Annotated in this window: 15 protein-coding genes; 5 read left to right on the top strand and 10 right to left on the bottom strand. The window is 61.4% G+C overall.

Features of this window, described 5'->3' with window-relative positions; all coding sequences use genetic code 11:
• The first annotated feature begins 413 nt into the window (after window positions 1–413).
• From NW809_RS04220 to NW809_RS04205, 4 genes are all read left to right on the top strand, one after another.
• Window positions 414–1400 (top strand): pentapeptide repeat-containing protein, encoded by a 987-nt coding sequence (locus NW809_RS04220; protein ID WP_168173314.1) that lies wholly within the window; start codon window positions 414–416, stop codon window positions 1398–1400.
• A gap of 99 nt (window positions 1401–1499) precedes the next feature.
• On the top strand, window positions 1500–3023 hold the full coding sequence (locus NW809_RS04215) for a sensor histidine kinase (RefSeq protein ID WP_414401595.1): 1524 nt from the start codon (window positions 1500–1502) through the stop codon (window positions 3021–3023).
• Between the two features lie 95 nt (window positions 3024–3118).
• Entirely contained in the window at window positions 3119–3898 is a 780-nt protein-coding gene (locus tag NW809_RS04210) for a sensor histidine kinase (protein WP_414401594.1), read from the top strand.
• Window positions 3899–3962: 64 nt separating this feature from the next.
• Window positions 3963–4700, top strand: coding sequence for a response regulator (locus NW809_RS04205; RefSeq protein WP_414401593.1), 738 nt, complete (start codon window positions 3963–3965; stop codon window positions 4698–4700).
• 21 nt (window positions 4701–4721) lie between these two features.
• On the opposite strand, the gene NW809_RS04200 is transcribed toward NW809_RS04205, so the two are convergent.
• The 8 genes from NW809_RS04200 to rnc all read right to left on the bottom strand — a co-directional run bounded on the left by NW809_RS04200 (window position 4722) and on the right by rnc (window position 15759).
• Window positions 4722–6368 (bottom strand): DUF3352 domain-containing protein, encoded by a 1647-nt coding sequence (locus NW809_RS04200; protein WP_414401592.1) that lies wholly within the window; start codon window positions 6366–6368, stop codon window positions 4722–4724.
• A gap of 96 nt (window positions 6369–6464) precedes the next feature.
• Window positions 6465–6998, bottom strand: a complete 534-nt coding sequence (locus tag NW809_RS04195; protein ID WP_414401591.1) for a ribonuclease H family protein — start codon at window positions 6996–6998, stop codon at window positions 6465–6467.
• A gap of 383 nt (window positions 6999–7381) precedes the next feature.
• Window positions 7382–8482, bottom strand: a complete 1101-nt coding sequence (locus NW809_RS04190) for a phosphotransacetylase family protein (protein WP_099835615.1) — start codon at window positions 8480–8482, stop codon at window positions 7382–7384.
• A gap of 198 nt (window positions 8483–8680) precedes the next feature.
• Entirely contained in the window at window positions 8681–10087 is a 1407-nt protein-coding gene (locus NW809_RS04185) for a TrkH family potassium uptake protein (RefSeq protein WP_414401590.1), read from the bottom strand.
• 62 nt (window positions 10088–10149) lie between these two features.
• Complete coding sequence (locus tag NW809_RS04180; RefSeq protein WP_011429691.1) at window positions 10150–10809, bottom strand: potassium channel family protein; 660 nt, start codon at window positions 10807–10809, stop codon at window positions 10150–10152.
• A gap of 76 nt (window positions 10810–10885) precedes the next feature.
• Window positions 10886–12232: an ATP-dependent protease ATP-binding subunit ClpX gene (clpX, locus tag NW809_RS04175; RefSeq protein ID WP_011429692.1), complete on the bottom strand. Its 1347-nt coding sequence runs from the start codon at window positions 12230–12232 to the stop codon at window positions 10886–10888.
• Between the two features lie 542 nt (window positions 12233–12774).
• Window positions 12775–14796, bottom strand: a complete 2022-nt coding sequence (gene ligA, locus NW809_RS04170) for an NAD-dependent DNA ligase LigA (RefSeq protein WP_011429693.1) — start codon at window positions 14794–14796, stop codon at window positions 12775–12777.
• A 237-nt stretch (window positions 14797–15033) separates the two neighbouring features.
• The gene (gene rnc / locus NW809_RS04165) at window positions 15034–15759 is read right to left on the bottom strand and encodes a ribonuclease III (RefSeq protein ID WP_011429694.1); all 726 of its coding nucleotides are present in this window, start codon (window positions 15757–15759) and stop codon (window positions 15034–15036) included.
• A 91-nt stretch (window positions 15760–15850) separates the two neighbouring features.
• Here rnc and NW809_RS04160 point away from each other — a divergent pair, with 91 nt between their 5' ends.
• A complete protein-coding gene (locus NW809_RS04160; protein ID WP_011429695.1) occupies window positions 15851–16183 on the top strand; it encodes a hypothetical protein in 333 nt (110 codons plus the stop codon).
• 57 nt (window positions 16184–16240) lie between these two features.
• Here NW809_RS04160 and NW809_RS04155 read toward each other — a convergent pair whose 3' ends face one another.
• Together NW809_RS04155 and NW809_RS04150 are read right to left on the bottom strand one after the other, a co-directional pair.
• Window positions 16241–16516, bottom strand: a complete 276-nt coding sequence (locus NW809_RS04155; RefSeq protein WP_041438897.1) for a hypothetical protein — start codon at window positions 16514–16516, stop codon at window positions 16241–16243.
• Between the two features lie 32 nt (window positions 16517–16548).
• Window positions 16549–16913 (bottom strand): zinc ribbon domain-containing protein (locus NW809_RS04150; protein ID WP_414401589.1); only part of this gene is annotated, 365 nt, incomplete at its 5' end.

Genomic DNA, 16913 nt, shown 5'->3' with positions numbered 1-16913 from the left:
TTTGGCCTGGTTTGAAAACCAAGCCCGCCATTCTGGGATCCCGTCAACTCGCCTGAAGTCAGAGAGAGCTGTAGCTGTAGGAGCAGCCCCCCTCTCCCAGTGGGAGAGGGGTGGGGGGTGAGGGATGCCGCTTCGCCGCTGCCAACATCCAAGACAGCGCCGGGCGCGAAAGCCCTGACCCTCCTCACCCTTGAGGGCAGAGATTCTTCGGAGTCCCGAAACGAACCTTCAAAGGCGCTGTCCAACCGCTCTGCTGTTACCCTGGCGGCCACCCTACTTTTTTGGTCGCGCCGGCGAGGCCAAGTCCTTTGCCTTCCCTAGAGCCGATAATGCTGGCGCTCCAGTGCAGTGTCTCGCTTTAGAATGGCCATGAGCGCGGGATCAGCTCTCTTCCATGGATTCTATGGATGCCAATGGATGCCAAAGATCTGCTCCGACTGTACCGGGCAGGACGGGTTAACTTTGCAGGCGAGAACCTGGCCGCTCTGGATCTGAGCCGAGCGGATTTGATCGGGATAGACCTTTCTCAGGCCGACCTGCATGGTATCAACTTGATCTTTGCCTACCTGGGGCGGGCCAAGCTGCAGAAGGCCAACTTGGTGGGAGCGAATCTCAGTGGGGCCAACCTCAGCCAGGCTGACCTGAGCGAGGCAGATCTCAGAGATGCGCATTTGCACGGCACCACGTTGCAAGGGGCGGACTTGCACGGGGCTAACTTGACGCTGGCTCTGTTGATCGACGCCAACTTGCTAGAGGCGGATCTGCGCTGGGCCAACCTCACCAGCGCCAACCTGGGGGGGGCTTGCCTGCGGGGGGCCAATCTCCGTTTCGAGAGTCGCCGGGCAGCCGTGCTGCGCAGCGCCAATCTCAGCCGCGCCGACCTGAGCGGGGCCAACCTGGCGGGAGCGGATTTGACGCGGGCCGACCTAAGGGGGGCCAATCTCAAAGAGGCCAGTTTAATCGGAGCCCACTTACAGGGAGCCAACCTACAGCGGGCCTGTTTGCGCGGGGCCCTCCTCAGCAACGCCGACCTGAGGGGAGCTTCCTTTCTGGGCGGGGACCTACAGGGGGTGCAGATGGGGCGGGCCAACTTGAAGGAAGCCATGCTCAGCCAGGTCAACTTGGCGGAAGCCAACCTCAGCGAGGCAGATCTGGCGGGAGCCGATCTTTCCGCCGCCTGCCTGCGCTCGGCCAAGCTGGCGCGGACGGATCTGAGTCGGGCTAACCTGGCCGGGGCCGACCTGAGATCGGCCAGCCTGGTGGATGCCTATCTGGGCCGCACCAACCTGGAAAATGCCGATCTCCGCGAGGCCATCCTCACCCGCGCCGACCTCAGCACCGCCAACCTCGCGGGAGCCAACCTGCGCGGGGCGACTCTGCCAGATGGACGGATTGGGTGAGCAAGACGGGGATCCGCCCTGGAGAAGGTGAGGTTTTCCGCTGTCCTAGAAGCTCCACAACCGCTAGCCTACAGGGGAAGGGTGGGATCAAAGGGATCCGTGAACAGCCGCCGATTTCTGTCCTTGATGGAAGCCTTGTGGGCCGCTCTACCCTTGCCAGAATGGTTGCCGGGGGCGGGAGAGCGCTCTTGGCAGCAGACGGTGGCAGCCCTGCTCCAGCTATGGCAAGAGGTTGGACAGTTTGGCGTGGTGATCGGGGGGCCGGTCTCCTGGTGGCCCCCTTGGGTGGTGCAGGATCCCTTACCCCAACTGCCGCTGCCCATGGATGCGCTGCATCTTCCCCGCCACTCTTGGGAGCCGGCACGGGAACCCCCCTGGTTGTTCAGCCCGGATTTTTCCCCTGAGTCAATCCTCACCCCTGGGCAGACGGTGATCCCTCTCCTGCCGCGGGATCCACTGGTGGAGGAGCCTTTTCTGTTGCTGCTCACCCCTGTTTTTTCGGCAGTAGCTGCCCAGGGTCACCATCCCCACACCCGGCAGAGGGGGATGATGGTCTCTTTTGAGCCGGAGGTGATCCGACGAGCCTGGCAGAGCCTGGAGCAACGGGTTCAACAGGGCAGGCCAGACCGGCTGGCCGCTTGGCAGGAGTTGGCCCGCCACTATCCTCTGATGCAGCCGCATGTACGGGTGTTGGCCCGCTTCAGCAGCTTCCTTCTGCTGGGTAACCTGGCCGAGTTTGGATCCCCGCCCGCCCGCCTGCCCCCTGCCAGGGCAGAACAGGAGGCTGCCGCTGTGCCTCCACCGCCACCAGCAGCAAGGCAGATCCCGGCTTCTTCATCTTCCGCTTCCTCGCCGGCGCCTCAGCCTCCCGCCCACGGCCGCTCCTCCGCTCCCCAAGCCGAGCCAGAGCAAGCGGGCAGCCTCTCGGAGGCAGAGTTGTTGCGGGCTCTCATCCACGAGATCCAGACGCCCCTCAGCACCATCCGCACCTTGGTCAGCCTCATCCTGAAGCGGCGCGACCTGCCACCGCGGGTGCGGGAATACGTGGAGAAGATCGACCGCGAGTGCACCGAGCAAATCAACCGTTTCGGTCTGTTTTTCCAGGCCACAGAAACGGTCATGCCCGCTGCCACGCCAGGCGAGGGACGTCGGTTGCAACTGGAGCCGATTGCGCTGGTGGACTTGGTGCGGCAAAACCTGCCCCGCTGGCAGGAACAGGTGGAACGGCGGGGATCCCGCTTGGAGTTGGAGATCCCTGCCGAGCTGCCCGATGTGGTCAGCGATCCCAAAGCCCTGGAGGCGGTGCTATTTGGAATTATCGACCGCCTAGCCCGTAGTACTCCCGCTGGCAGCCGCATCCGCGCCCAATTGCTCAGCGCTGGCGAGCTGGTGAAGCTGCAGTTCCAGGTAAACACCCCCGAGGGGAGCGACACCCCTAGCCTGGAACTTAAGTCCCCTCAGCCAATTGGCCAGTTGTTGGTGGTGCAGCCAGATACCGGGGCCATTAGCCTCAGCCTGCCAGTAGCCCGAACCCTGTTCCGAGCTTTGGGGGGCTATCTCACTGTGCGCCATCGGGCTCGGCAAGGGGAAATTCTCAATATCTACTTACCCCGCCAGCTCTAGTCCGCCGGCCTGGAGCCGGTCTGAAGTGGCAAATCCCAGGGAGGATGGGGCTAGGATCGATTTGCTTGCTCCAGGAGAGTTGAAAGAGGGGATCCATGCCGAGAGCGAAAAAAGTTGCCGAACCTCACCCAGAGCCTGAGCCCGTCTGTGGGGGCGGGGATCCCAGGCCTGGCGGGGGGATCACTCTATCTGCCCAGCAGCTCTCCACCTTGCTCCACGAGATGCGCAATCCTCTAACCGCCCTGAGCACGCTGGCCAAGTTGTTGCAAAAGCGTCTGCCCCCCGACGATCGCAACCACTGGATTGGCCTGAGCATTGAACAGGAGTGCAAGCATCTGCAGGATCTGCTGGCGGAGCTGGAGCGCTTGGACGGGATCCCGGCTCCTCTCCAACTTCGGCCCCTCTCCTTGGCCGACCTGCTGCGGGAGTGGAGCCCTATTTATCAGGCCCTGGCGGAAGCGCAGGGACATCGCTTTCAGGCCGTTCTTCCCCCTTTCCTGCCGCCGGTACTGGCAGATCCCCGCGCCCTGCGCCAGGTGTTGGATAACTTAATCGACAACGCCTGCAAGTACACCCCGCCCCCCGGCGATATCCAGCTCAGGGTAGAGGTCAAGCCCGCCGAGGAAGCGAGAGGCTCAAGCGCCTCCTCTTGCCAGGAGGTGTGGATCGCCGTCTGCGACAACGGCCCCGGCATCCATCCTGAGAACCTGGAGCGGATCTTCGATCCGTTTTTTCGCGCCGATCCCTCCAAGCCGGGGCAGGGGCTGGGGTTGGCCATCAGCCGCGACTTGGCCGCCCAAATGGGAGGAGATCTCGAGGTGGAAAGCTCCCCCCAGGGCTCCTGCTTCTGCCTCAGATTGCTCACGGCCCAGTAGGGCTTAAATGGAGCAGGTATGTCTCTTCCAGCCAAAATCTTGAAAGCTATCCAGGAGCTGCACAATGGCCCCCTCCGCTCAAGCCAAATCCGAACCTGCCTCGGCACGGGCCCGCATCTTGTTGGTGGATGACGAGCCAGGCTTGCGGGAAGCAGTGCAAGCCTATCTAGAAGACAGCGGCTTTGAGGTGATCCCGGCTGCCAATGCCCAGCAAGCCCTGCAACTGCTCAGCACGACGCAGCCACAGTTGATTATTTCCGACATCATGATGCCGGGCATGGACGGCTACCAATTTTTGGCGCAAGTGCGAAAACTCGATCCCTACAGCCACCTGCCCGTGGTCTTCCTCACCGCCAAGGGGATGACCGCCGACCGCATCCAGGGCTACCGGGCCGGCGTCGATGCCTACTTGCCCAAGCCATTCGACCCGGAGGAGCTGGTGGCCATTGTCTCCAATCTCATCGAGCGCTCCCGCGCGGCCAGCCCCTCGGAGGTAGTGGCCCGCGAGCTGGCCTCGATTCGCGCCCTGTTGTCGGAGCGTACCCTGGCTGCCGCTCCTCCTCCACAGCCCTCTGCCCCTACCCCCTTGCCTCCACCCATCAAGGTAGAGCTGACGCCACGAGAACAGCAGGTGTTGGAGAAGGTGGCGGAGGGGTTGATGAACAAGGAGATCGCTAAGCAACTGCAGACCAGCGTGCGCAACGTGGAAAAATACGTCACCCGCCTCCTCAACAAGACGGGCACCAGCAGCCGCACCGAGCTGGTGCGCTACGCCCTCACCTACGGTCTGATCCGGTTGTAGCCCTCACCGCCGGCCCCTCTCTTACGGCTGTGGCTTGGGCGGCACCGTGACCAGCAGCTCCAGTCCAAGGGCGTGATCTCCGACGGGGTAGCTGGTGATCCCCAACCCATCGATACGGGTCAGTAGCTCGCGGGCCTCCGGCTCCAAGCTTGCCAGCCCACCCGGCAAAGCGGCTTCTAGCACTGTGCGGATGCCGCGCCAGTTGAGCAAAAAGTAGCCGTAGTTGGGCTTGGGCAACTGCTCGTAGAGGGTCTTCAGCGGCTCGGTTTGAGGGATCCAATTGCCCTGGCGTTGGGCAAGGGTTTGCAGCGCCGCCGTGCTGGTGGTAACCATCAGGTAGTTGCCTTCCCAAGACCGCACCAAGAGCGGACGTTTAAACAAGGGATCCGCCCAGGTGACCTGGCCCTCGGCTTCTGTTACTCGCGCGCCCGACTCTTGGGCCAGCCGATCCAACTGGGCCAGAGCTGCGTTGGCCTTATCTTTTTGGCTGCTCTCGACGAGCAAAGCCGCCCCCATGCCCTGCAAGAAGGGGTGGGCCTGGGCATCGGGCGCCACCAGCAGGGCCATCTCCCCGTCCAGCCAAGCCATCAGGTCTTGATCCAAATCCAGGCGGGTATTGGCCCGGAACTCGGCCCGCAGCTCATCCAGCAACTCTTTGGCCTGGGGATCCTTTTCCAGTTCAGAGACAACCGCTTGCCAGCGCTGGGCCACCTGCTGGGTGGTGATCACCGCCAGGGCACTGCCGGGCAGCCGCCGGATCAGCTCGCCCCGGGCGGTTTGCCACTTGCCCAGCAGCGGGGTTTGGGGATCCAGTTGGGTGAGCATGCGCATCTGCAGGCCCTGCTCCCGCCAGTGGGCGGCCATGGCCAGAGAGCGCAGCGGCTGCAGGGATCCCAGCTCTTCCGGATCTAGATCCGGCATCCAATCTTTAAAGGATGTGGGGTCGTCGTGGAGGGCCTGGAAATTGAAGTAGGCAAAAGCCAGGGTGCCCGGCTTCTGGTAGAGATCGCCCACGGCGGTGCGGAAACCTTCGGCGCGGCTGATGGGCTCCGCCTCGCCGCGATAGACAGCAATCGCCCGCTGCATCACCTTGGGATCGTTGGCCAGGGCCACGAAGCGGTTGCCAAACTCCGCCGTCACCCACCGTTCGCCCGGCTTGCCGTTGGTTTGCACGTAGAGAGTCACTCCTTGCTCCTGGCGCTGCTCAAAGTTGGCCCCTTCTGCCTCTGCCTGTTGCCGCACTTGGGCCAGAAATTGCCTGGACAGATCGGCGTTGCGGGTGCTGGCTCCCCACAGGATCCCAGGCACCGGCTCCGCCGCCCCTGGCACCAAATTGGGGATCACCACCGCCAGCGTAAAGTGATCCCCGGCCCAAGCTTGCATCTCTTCCCGAGAAAACTCCTGGCCAGTGCTGGCCCAAGCTTCTGCCGTCCAGCTTTCCCAACGGGCCAAAAGGTCAGGGTGGGTGCGGAGCAACTCTTCCGGTTTGGTAGAAAGGGCCAGCACCAGAGGTGCCGATTGGGGAACCAGCGCCGTCTCGGGCAGAACATCGCCAGGCAACTGCACCTGGGGTGCCCTGAGCTGACAGGATCCCAAAAGCCAAGAGCTCCCCACCGCCATCAACGTCAGGGAGAGCGGACGAGAGCGACGATAAAGTTGGGCCTGCATACCCCACCTGCAACGAGCCGTCCTCTTGAGCATAGGCGATGGACTTAGCCCCTGTCTGTGATCCCAGGCCTTCACCGAAGTATCGAAATAAATCAGCTACTTGGGTCGGGCGCGGGCGACCAGCTCATCCACATATTCGTTCCAGCGCAGACCCCGATGGGCTGGGATCCAGGCCACCCGCACCTGCGGGCACTGCTGCTTGAGTTGATACAGCTCCTGCACCAGATCCAAGTTTTCCACCGGCCCCGTGCGCTGCCGCCACCCCTGCGCTGCCCAGCGCTCCATCCAATCGTTGTAGGTCTGTACGCAAAGGTGGGAATCGCTGTAGATGGTGTCTATGCTGTTGCTCTGGGTGTCGCGACAATATTGCAAAGCCCGAATGAGGCCGGTCAATTCCATACGGTTGTTGGTGCTGGCGGGATCCCCTCCGTAAAACTCATCCACAATCTGGTCATCCTCAACCACCACCACCGCCCATCCCCCTGGCCCTGGATTGGGGGAACAGCCCCCGTCGGTAAAAATGCCACTAGGAGGGCAATCGGCCAGCCGTGGGGGAGGTGCTACTTGGCGGTTGCCCGGACGTAAGCTCTTGGCCATGATGGGATCCCTAGCCGACACCGGCAACTGCATTCTACCCCCTGGAGGGCCTGTCGGCGCCGTCGTGGCTGGAAAAGTATCTTTTCGCGCTACCGGCAGCATAAGCCTGTAGAGGCATCAGAAGCCGAGTTATTTGGCCAAACAGCGCGAATAAAAACCCCCAGAAAAGCTGGGGGAGGAGTGGTGTGTTGAGGTGATGAATACTTGCATGATATCTCTTGAAGCCGGTGGGTAGCCGCAAATGGCAGACGATCTCTGCGTTTTCTTGCAGAAATCATTGCAAACGGGAGCAAGCGCCAGACACTAGAAATCAGGACGGTAGAGAAAATCTGTTCCCCCTTGGTTACAGATAGTGTTTCTCATCTGGACATATGCCTTACTAAGGGCTAGATGTAGAGAAGCCCTAGATAACTTTTTTATGCACCTGCTGCCGACGCTAGGGATTGTGTCAGGCCCAGATGGGCATAAAGGCGGGAAAAGTCAAAGTTTGCTGACATTAACTCCTGGATGCAGCGAACCTTAACCTCCTCGTGCAGGCGGATCTGGCCGAAAACCCGCTCGATGCGATTGATGGTGGTGAAGGTATCCAGATCCACGGAGAGGATCGGCACTTCCAGTTCTTCGGCCCGCGCCCGGATGCGGGGATCCAGAGGCAGCTTGCCGGTCAAGATTAGGCAGAGGGTGGAGGTTTCCAGGGCGGCCAGTTGAATATCGGTGCGGTCGCCGCCGGTGATCACCGCCTTGTGCTCCAGCTTGCGGAAGTACTTCAAGGCGGAGTTGACGTTCATCGCCCCCACCGCGATGTCTTCGACCATCAAGTCCATCCGATCCGGGCAGCAGAGCACCTCGGCCTCCAGTTGCCGCGCCAGCTCCCCAACGCTGATGCTGCGCAAAATGCGGTGGGAGGGCAAAATGCCCAAAACCGGGATCCCTTGCGCCTCCAGAAAGGGTCGAACGATGGTCTTTGCCGGCTCCATCTGGTCGGGTGGCACATCGTTGAGCAGCACGCCGGCCAAATGGGATCCCAGTTGGCGGTGGGCAAAGAGAAGAGAATCGACCGCCAAAGGGGAATGGTAGCGGCTGATCAGCAGTACCTGAGCATCCAGGGCTTGGGCCATTTTGGCCAGGGAGAGGCCGAACAACTCGCCCTCGTAGAGATCGGCCGGGCCCTCTAGCAGGATCAAATCCGCAGCGGATCCCGTGGCAAACTTCAGCAGAGGGGCGACAGAGCGCGCGGGATCTGGCTCCCCCGGAGACTGCTGGATATGGGTCAGCAACGCCTCTTCGTCGAGCTGGAAAAGCATGGGTGGCATCTGGGTCAGCCGCAGCGTCTCCGCTACAAAGCGCATATCCGGGTCTATCCCTTCCGGGGATCCATCCTCCCGGGCGCAAGATCCGAGCGGCTTCCCATAAGTAATTTTCACTCCTTGTTGCTGCAGATGCTTGGCCAAACCCAAGACAGCCGCCGACTTGCCGCTGAAAGGTTCGGTAGAACCGATTAGGAGGAACTTGGACACGGAAAGCTCCCAATACGCAAGGGACAACGAGGGGGTAGCTGAGGTTACCTGTTACTCAGTCTAGCGGAGGCCGCTTGGGGGAAACCTCGGGGCTGCCTCCGAGGGAAGCTGGAGATTTCCCGGCGGGGCTGTGAGCTGGGGAACCACCTCCAACCTCTGCTCTCCCCCTTTGGATTTCCTTGTCCTCTGGTCAGGAGATTACCCGATTAAAATTGGCTCTTCCGGGTAGATCACCAACTGACGCGGTTGCTGCTGGGCCAAAGCCAGGACAATGGTTAACGCCCCCAGCCGGCCCCAGAACATCACCAAAACGATAATCAGTTGGCCGAACAAATTCAGCTCCCCCGTGAACCCCGTCGAGAGGCCACAGGTAGCAAAAGCGGAGATGACCTCGAAGAGCACCGGATCCAGCCTGCTGTGGTGGTGGGTAATTAAGATCAGCCAAGTTGCCAATAGCACCACGAACAGAGAGACGGTCAACACCGCTGCTGCCTTGCGCACCATCGAGGGATCCAAACTGCGCCCCGCAATCTGGGCGCTGGGCAAACCGCGGGCATAGCCCCACAAGGCCAACACCAACACTGCCAAGGTGCCGGTGGTGATGCCACCCCCCATGGAAGCCGGAGCTGCCCCGATAAACATGAGAGCCATCAGCAACAACTGACTTGCCGGGGTCAAATCCTCAATGGGGGTCCCGGCGAACCCGGCGGTACGGGCCGAAACCGATTGAAAAAATGTCAGGCCCAAGCGGCGGGGCCAGCTTACCTCCTGCAAGGATCCCTGGGGCAAGCTCTCGGCCAAGAACATCCCCAGTCCGCCCGTGCAGAGCAAGACCACCACCACGACCAGGGTGATGCGGGTGTGCAGAGAGGGGCGGTGGCCCCGGGGCCAAGTTAGCAGATCCGACAAAACCGGGATGCCCAAGCCGCCGATAAAAATCAGAGCCGCCAAGATCGCCAGCGACAGGCCATCCGTAGGGATCCCTTCGGCGCCAAATAGATCAAACCCCGCATTGCAAAAGGCCGAGACCGCGTGAAAAATCGCCAGAAAAACTGCTCGCTCCGGCCCGTAGAGATCCCGCCAGTGCACCCAGAGCAGCAAAGCTCCGCCCAGCTCAATCAGGGTGACCCCGATCAACACCCGCCGCGTCAATTCGAGAATAGCCCCCGGATCGATCAGGCCCAGCGAGTTGCACAGCGCCAAGCGGTTGAGCAGGGAAATGCGCCGCCCGAGCAGTTGAAAGACCACCACCGCCAGCACCATGAAGCCGACCCCGCCAATTTGGATCAACAGCAGCAACACGATCTGGCCGAACAAAGTGAGATCCTCCGCCGCCACAATCGTCGAGAGACCCGTTACGCTCAGGGCGGACATGGCCGTAAACAGCGCCTCATTCCAGCTCAAGGGATCCCCGCGCCCAATTCCCGGCAGCATCAGTAGCAAAGTCCCCACCACCGCCAGCAGGCCCAACCCCGCGACCAGGCGCAGGGGCGGCGGCAGCGGGCGACGCCTGTCCCCAAAAAAGAGCCGGTGTAAGCGACTGGCCGGGATCCAAGAGGACTGAGGCAGCGTCGGGCGAGGGGTTCCTGAAGATCGGGGAGACACCCATCCCTCAGCCCCCTCGGGTTGCGGCGGCGGGACGCAGCCTTCTCTCATCGGATCCCCCGTTACATCTCGTTCAGCCGCGAGATGTTGGTATTGGCCCCCAGCACCACCAGCAGATCCCCCTTCTCCAGCAGGTAATCTGCCGGGGGAGAAACCACCAACGATTGTTTTCGCTTCACCACCAAAACTGTGATGCCGAAGCGGCGACGCAAGTCCGACTCCGCCAGCGTATGGCCCACCAGCGCCTCCGGCACCTCCAGCTCGGTGATGCTGTAACCCGGCTCCAGCTCCAATTGATCTAGGATCCCTGGTGCCGTCAGCACCTGAGCCAAACGTCGCCCCGCCTCCTGCTCCGGCAACACCACCCGATCCGCTCCCACTCGCAAGAGAATCGAGCGTTGCCGCTCTGTCGAAGCCTTGCAAACCACGTTGCGCACCCCCAAACTCTTGAGGGCCACCGTCGTCAACAGATTGCTCTCGAAATCGCTGCCGATGGCCACCACCACGGTGTCGAAGGAGAGAATATCCACCGCCCGCAGGGCATCCTCATCGCTGGAATCCAGCGCCACCACCTGCGTTAGCTGATCCGCCAGACGCTGCACAATCTCCCGGCTGCGGTCGATCCCCAAAACATTGTGCCCTCGCTCCATCAGCGTGAGGGCCAAGCTCGTGCCGAAGCGTCCCAGACCGATCACCGCATACTCGCGATCCGCCCGCCCCATGCGCCCCCTTGCCCTTCCTTGCAAGACCAAACACTGATCATATGCCGACGCAGCGGGATCCAGCAGGGCTGTGACCCTAGGCAGACTCAGGTTTAGGCAGGGTGGAAGGGTGAGGGATCAGCTCGTGCGTGGAACGGCGCTCCACCATCTCGGCCGTGATGCGCACGTATTTGATATCCCGGCGAGAGGGAACCTCGTACATCACGTCCAGCATTAGCTCTTCCACAATGGCCCGCAGCGCCCGCGCCCCCGTTTTGCGACGGTAGGCTTCCTTGGCAATGGCAGAAATGGCAGCCGGCTCGAACTCTAGCTCCACCCCGTCCATGCGCAACAGCTTCTGGGCCTGCTTGAGGATGGCATTTTTAGGCTGCGTCAAGATGGCCTCGAGGGCCTTCTCGTCCAGGGGATCCAGGGTAGCCACCACCGGCAGCCGCCCTATGAATTCTGGGATCATGCCGTACTTGATCAAATCCTCCGGCTCCAGCGCCTTGAGGGCATCGGCCAGGCGTTGCTCACGGGTAACTGCTAGCTGCTCCCCTGGCTTGATAAAGCCCATCGACTTTTTGCCAATGCGCTGCTCGATCACCTTCTCCAGGCCGACAAAAGCGCCCCCACAGATGAAGAGAATGTTGGAAGTGTCGATTTGAATGCAGTCTTGGTAGGGGTGCTTGCGCCCTCCCTGCGGAGGCACGTTGGCAATAGTTCCCTCCAGCATCTTCAACAAAGCCTGCTGCACCCCTTCGCCGGAAACGTCGCGGGTAATGGAAGGGTTTTCGCTCTTGCGGGCAATTTTGTCGATTTCGTCGATGTAGATGATGCCGCGCTGGGCTTCTTCCACATCCATGTCCGCCACCTGCAGCAGGCGCAACAGGATGTTTTCCACATCTTCGCCGACGTAGCCGGCTTCGGTGAGGGTAGTGGCATCGGCAACGGCAAAGGGCACATCCAACATGCGGGCCAGGGTTTCGGCCAGCAGGGTTTTGCCGGAGCCGGTGGGGCCAATGACCAAAATGTTGGACTTTTGCAGTTCCACCTCATCCAGCTCCGCAGCTCCGAGGCTGTTGGGGTTGGCCTTAGCAGCCAGCCGCTTGTAGTGGTTGTAAACCGCCACCGACAGAACCTTCTTGGCCTTCTCTTGGCCAATCACGTACTGGTCAAGGTAGCGCATGATCTCGCGCGGCTTAGGCAACTGTGCCAGAGAAGGCAAGCTGCGAGAGGATTTTCTAGGGGTTTCGCGACGGCTGGCAGCAGGGGCTGTGGCAGGTGGGGTATTGCCGTCGTAGAGTTCCTCCTCCAAAATCTCGTTGCACAGCTCCACACACTCGTCGCAGATGTAGACCCCCGGCCCCGCAATCAACTTACGCACTTGATCCTGGGACTTATTACAGAAGGAGCATCTCAGGTGGGAGTCATGCTTGGCCATGGGATCCTCGTTGCTGTTTGCTCTTGGCTATTGTGTTCGGCGAATTCCAGGAAAGACAGAACGCTCTGGTGCTGCTTAAACGTGGGGCGCGGCCGCAGAGGCGTAGGAATACTGAAGGGACAGAACTTACTGACCTACTAGTCTAGCACTTCCTTCCAGCTTGTGGGCTTCCTAAGCCGGCTGTAGAGGATAGCTCTGCGGCGATTGGATAGAAAGTTGATAAGAAAACCGCCCGACTCGACGTCGAGCGGCGGATGGTGTGAGGAGTGAACGGAAACATGCGTCTCCGCTACTCTCATGATAGTAGAATGTTCCTAACTCTGGCAAAGACGGTCGTCGGAAGCAAGTGGGCTTTTTGGTTCGGTTGGATACCCTCTGGAGCGGAACCAGGGTAGATCTTAAGCACCAAAAAGGGGAAGGGACTGTCCGTGTTTCGTCCTCTTCCCCCTCTGGCGTCCACTCCTCACAGAATCGCATGATAAACCATCGCCAGGGCGAGGACAAGCCGGCCTTTCCAAATTTTTTCTCGTCAAGGATGGAGATCACTTCGGATCCAACGCCAGCAGCTCCGCCTCGCTCAGGAGAGGGATCCCCAAAGCCTGGGCCTGCTTGAGTTTGGAGCCGGGATCCGACCCTACCACCACATAGTCGGTTTGGCGGCTGACGCTGGCGGTCACTTTGCCGCCGCGGCTTTCAATCCAAGCCTTGGCCTGCTGGCGGGAGAGAGTAGGCAGGGTGCCGGTGATGACAAACTTCTTCCCAGCCAGAACCTGGGAGACGGCAGGGGCCGCTTGCCGGGGCAGGGCAGGGATCCCCAGCTCCCGCAGCTCCTGCAACAACTTCTGGTGGGCGGGATCGGCAAACCAGGCCACCACCGCCTCGGCAATTTCCGCCCCTATCCCGTAGATTTGGGCGATGTCTTCAGCCCTGGCCTGGGCCAAGAGTTCTGGGGCGGGGAAATGCTGGGCCAAAATCTGGGCGGTCACCACCCCCACATGGGGGATCCCCAGCCCGTAGAGCACGCGCTCCCAGGGCTGTTGACGGGAGCGCTGGATGGCCTGCACCAGCTTCTGGCTGGAACGGGATCCCATCCCCTCCAGGCTCTCCAAGTGTTCCGGGGTGAGGCGGTAGAGATCGGCCACGGTGCGCACCCCCAGCTTTTCTACTAACTGGGCCACCCGCTTTTCCCCCAGGCCCTCGATATCCATGGCGTCGCGGCTGGCCCAGTGCTGCAGTTGCCCCCTGATCTTGGCCGGACAAGCTGGGTTGGGGCAGCGGGTTATCGCCTCGCCGGCAGGGCGAACCAAAAGGGTGCCGCACTCGGGACAGTGGCTGGGCAGGCGGTAGGGAACGGCATCGGGGGGGCGCAGCTCCTTGAGGATCCCCACCACCTCAGGGATGATCTCCCCGGCCTTGCGCACGATGGCGGTGTCGCCGATGTGGACATCCAGCTCTTCCAGGCGATCGGCATTGTGCAGGCTGGCGCGGCTGACGGTGGTGCCCGCCAGAAGAACCGGCTCCAGCTCCGCCACCGGCGTGACGGCTCCGGTGCGGCCTACGCTGGCCACGATGGCGCGAATGCGGGTGGGGACTTCCTGGGCAGGGTATTTGAGGGCAATGGCCCAGCGGGGGAATTTTTGCGTAAAGCCGGCCTCCTCTTGCAGCCGCAGGGAGTTGAGCTTCACTACCACACCGTCACAGGCATAGGGAAGCTGGGCCTGCCGCCACCGCTCGTAGAACTGGACCACCTCCTCGAGGCCCCGGCACACCTGGGACAGAGGATTGACGGGCAATCCCAGGTCTTTTAGCCGCTGCAGACACTCCCACTGGGTTTGGGGGGGATCCCCGCTTGGCCACCCCTCCGGCCAGTGGAGGGCATAGGCAAAGAAGCTGAGCTTGCGGGCGGCAACCACGCGGCTATCCAACTGGCGCAAGGTGCCGGCGGCGCAGTTGCGCGGGTTGGCAAAGGGGGGATCCCCGGCGGAGCATCGCTCCCGGTTGATGCGCTCGAACTCAGCAATGGGGAGATAGGCCTCTCCTCGCACCTCCAGGACCGGCGGGGGAGCGGCGGTTGCCAAGCGCAGGGGAATAGAAGGGATGGCGCGGATATTGGGGGTAATGTCCTCACCTGACTGTCCATCGCCGCGGGTGGCCCCCCGCTGCAGCAGCCCATCCACATAGGTAAGAGCCAGGGCAGCGCCGTCAATTTTCAGCTCGCACACATATTCCAGCTCCCCTTCCTCAGGGGTGCGCCCCAGAACCCGCCACAGGCGCTCTTGCCATTCCTTTAGCTCTTCCAGGTTGAAGGCGTTTTCCAGACTGTAGAGGGGGATGCGGTGGGAAACGGTGGGGAACTGCTCGGCGGGCTTTTCCCCTACCCGCTGGGTGGGGCTGTCGGGGGTGATGAGCTCGGGGTAGGCCCGCTCCAGCTCCTGCAGCTCGCGGTAGAGGCGGTCGTAAACGCTGTCTTCCAGAATGGGGGCATCGTGGACGTAGTAGGCAATGCTGGCCTTCTGCAGCAGAGCGCGCAGCTCGCGGGCGCGCTGTTCCAATTTTGGATCCATACTCTTGTTGCACCGTTGGCTAGGTCTAGCTTAGGTTCAACGCTCTCATCTCTCTCAGGCTGCCGCTGCTCTGCCCCCTTGTCAGCCTAACCCCCAAAAAGCTGGGCAATGCAGATCCCAGCTTGCAGCTGCAGGCGAGATGAGGCGAGAACTCCCCGTAGAAGCGGGCTGGCGGTGCCGGAAGCAGAGGCCGGCTACCACAGCGGTTGCCACCCATGGAGCGCCTCGTAGTGGCGCCTACCTTATTTCCTGCGACTGCAAGTGCCCGTAGGCTTGGGCCGCAGCGGCCATTTCTGCCGCCTTTTTGGAGCGCCCCTCGCCGCGGCCCCAACATTGGCCGTGGCCCCAAACTTCCATGGTGAAGTGCGGCGGGTGTTCCCGGGCAGCCACCAGACGATATTCCGGCAAGGTGCCCCATAGGCGTTGGGTCAGTTCCTGCAGCGCGGCTTTCGGGTTGCGCCGAGTGGGATCCTGGAACCACTGCTCCACCCGTTGGCGAAAGTAGGGATCCAGCCAAGGATGCAGCCGGGCCAGGGTGTGCATGCCCCAGCTCAGGTATAGGGATCCCAACACCGCCTCAAAAGCATCGGCTAAGCGCCGCTCCCGTCCGGCCAGGTCGTTTTGGGAGCTGGATCCCACCTCAAGGTAGCGCTCTAGGCCATGCAGATCCGCCAGTTCCGCCAGGTGGGCATCGCTGATCAGATCCGAGCGAACTGCGGTCAGCTCTCCCACCGACAAGTGGGGATAGGACTGGAACAAGAACTCAGTGGCCAAAATGCGCAGGACAGAATCCCCTAAGAACTCCAGCCGGTCGTTGTTGCGCTGGCCATCCAGAGAAGGGTGAATCAAAGCTTGATCCAACAGATCCCAGCGCAGTTGCTCCAGCCAGGCGGGATCCTTGAACCCCAACCGGTTCAGCAGGTGCTCTAAGGCGCGGCGACGAGGTGGGATCGGCTCAACCATAAAACCTGCGGCAAAATCTCTACACCTAGAATGCTCTCGGTGCTCACCTTGTGCTACAGGAGTAGTATAAGCCTTTGGAGAGGATCCCTGCATGCATGCCCACGCCCACCCTCGCACTCCCACCACCGAGATGGAGGTGACCAGCATTCGTCTGGAGCGGGAACTGAAGCAACGACTGAAGGCGTTGGCCGGCGGCCAGGGCTACCAGGCCTTGATCCGCGAAATTCTCTGGGGCTATGTCTTGCGCCACTCTCAAGAGGCTGCCACCCTCACCGCCGAGGATATTCAGGCCAGTTTCCCCGCCACGGCTCAGCGGCCCCAGCGTTGCGCCCTCACTGGCCAGGCCATCCAGCCACAGGAGCCGATGCTGCTGGGGTTGACTACGGACGGGAAATTGGTTCCCCTCAGCCCTGCCAGCCTCTGATTCTGGAACTCGAGTTAGTCCAGAGAGCCCTGGAGCAACCGACTCGACCGGCTTCTGCTAAGTTCCGCGGATTTCTCGATATCTTCTGGCGCGTTCTTCGGCGGGATCAGGGGCTTGCGCCTTGGCAACGGCCTCTTGCAGTTGTGCCATCACTGCTTCTGGGGGGTCGGCAGAGCGGACGACGTAGAACATCAAGTTAATGGCTTCGGCGGCCGTCAGCTTAAGGTTCTCTTTTCCTTTTGGCACCAGCGCGATCTTGCCGTCTGTTGTCGTAATCGCCGTATGGGATCCTTTGGCAAGAATCTCCCCAGCTTTTTCCAGAGTGACAAGCATATCCGTGCCTGATACATTTACGCTGAACACTGCTAAGCATTATCGCTCAACGGTGCAGCGATAGCATCCTGCCCACTGCTGAACAGGATGGCGGTATCCCGCAAAGCTCTGAGCATAACACCCAGAGCGCCTTGCCAATCTCGTGGTAGCCTATGGTTGCACTTTGGGCATCTAAACACCTTTGCGCCACCCAACTTGGTGTGGATGTGCCCGCACTTGGTACAGGTTTTGCTGGTGTACGCTTCCGATACTTCCACGACGACCACGTTTTTCTTCTTGGCTTGAAACTTCAGGAGCTGCTTGAACCGGTAGTGCGCCCAGGTGAGCATCGCCCTTGCTGTCTTGCTACCAAACTTCCTCCCTGCCTTGGCAACCATCTTGGCTGACTCGAAAGTGG

The sequence above is a fragment of the Synechococcus sp. WC101 genome, from assembly GCF_047461555.1.
GTDB lineage: Bacteria > Cyanobacteriota > Cyanobacteriia > Thermostichales > Thermostichaceae > Thermostichus.
Note: the sequence above shows the minus strand (reverse complement) of the source record. Positions and strands in the feature narration are given on the sequence as shown.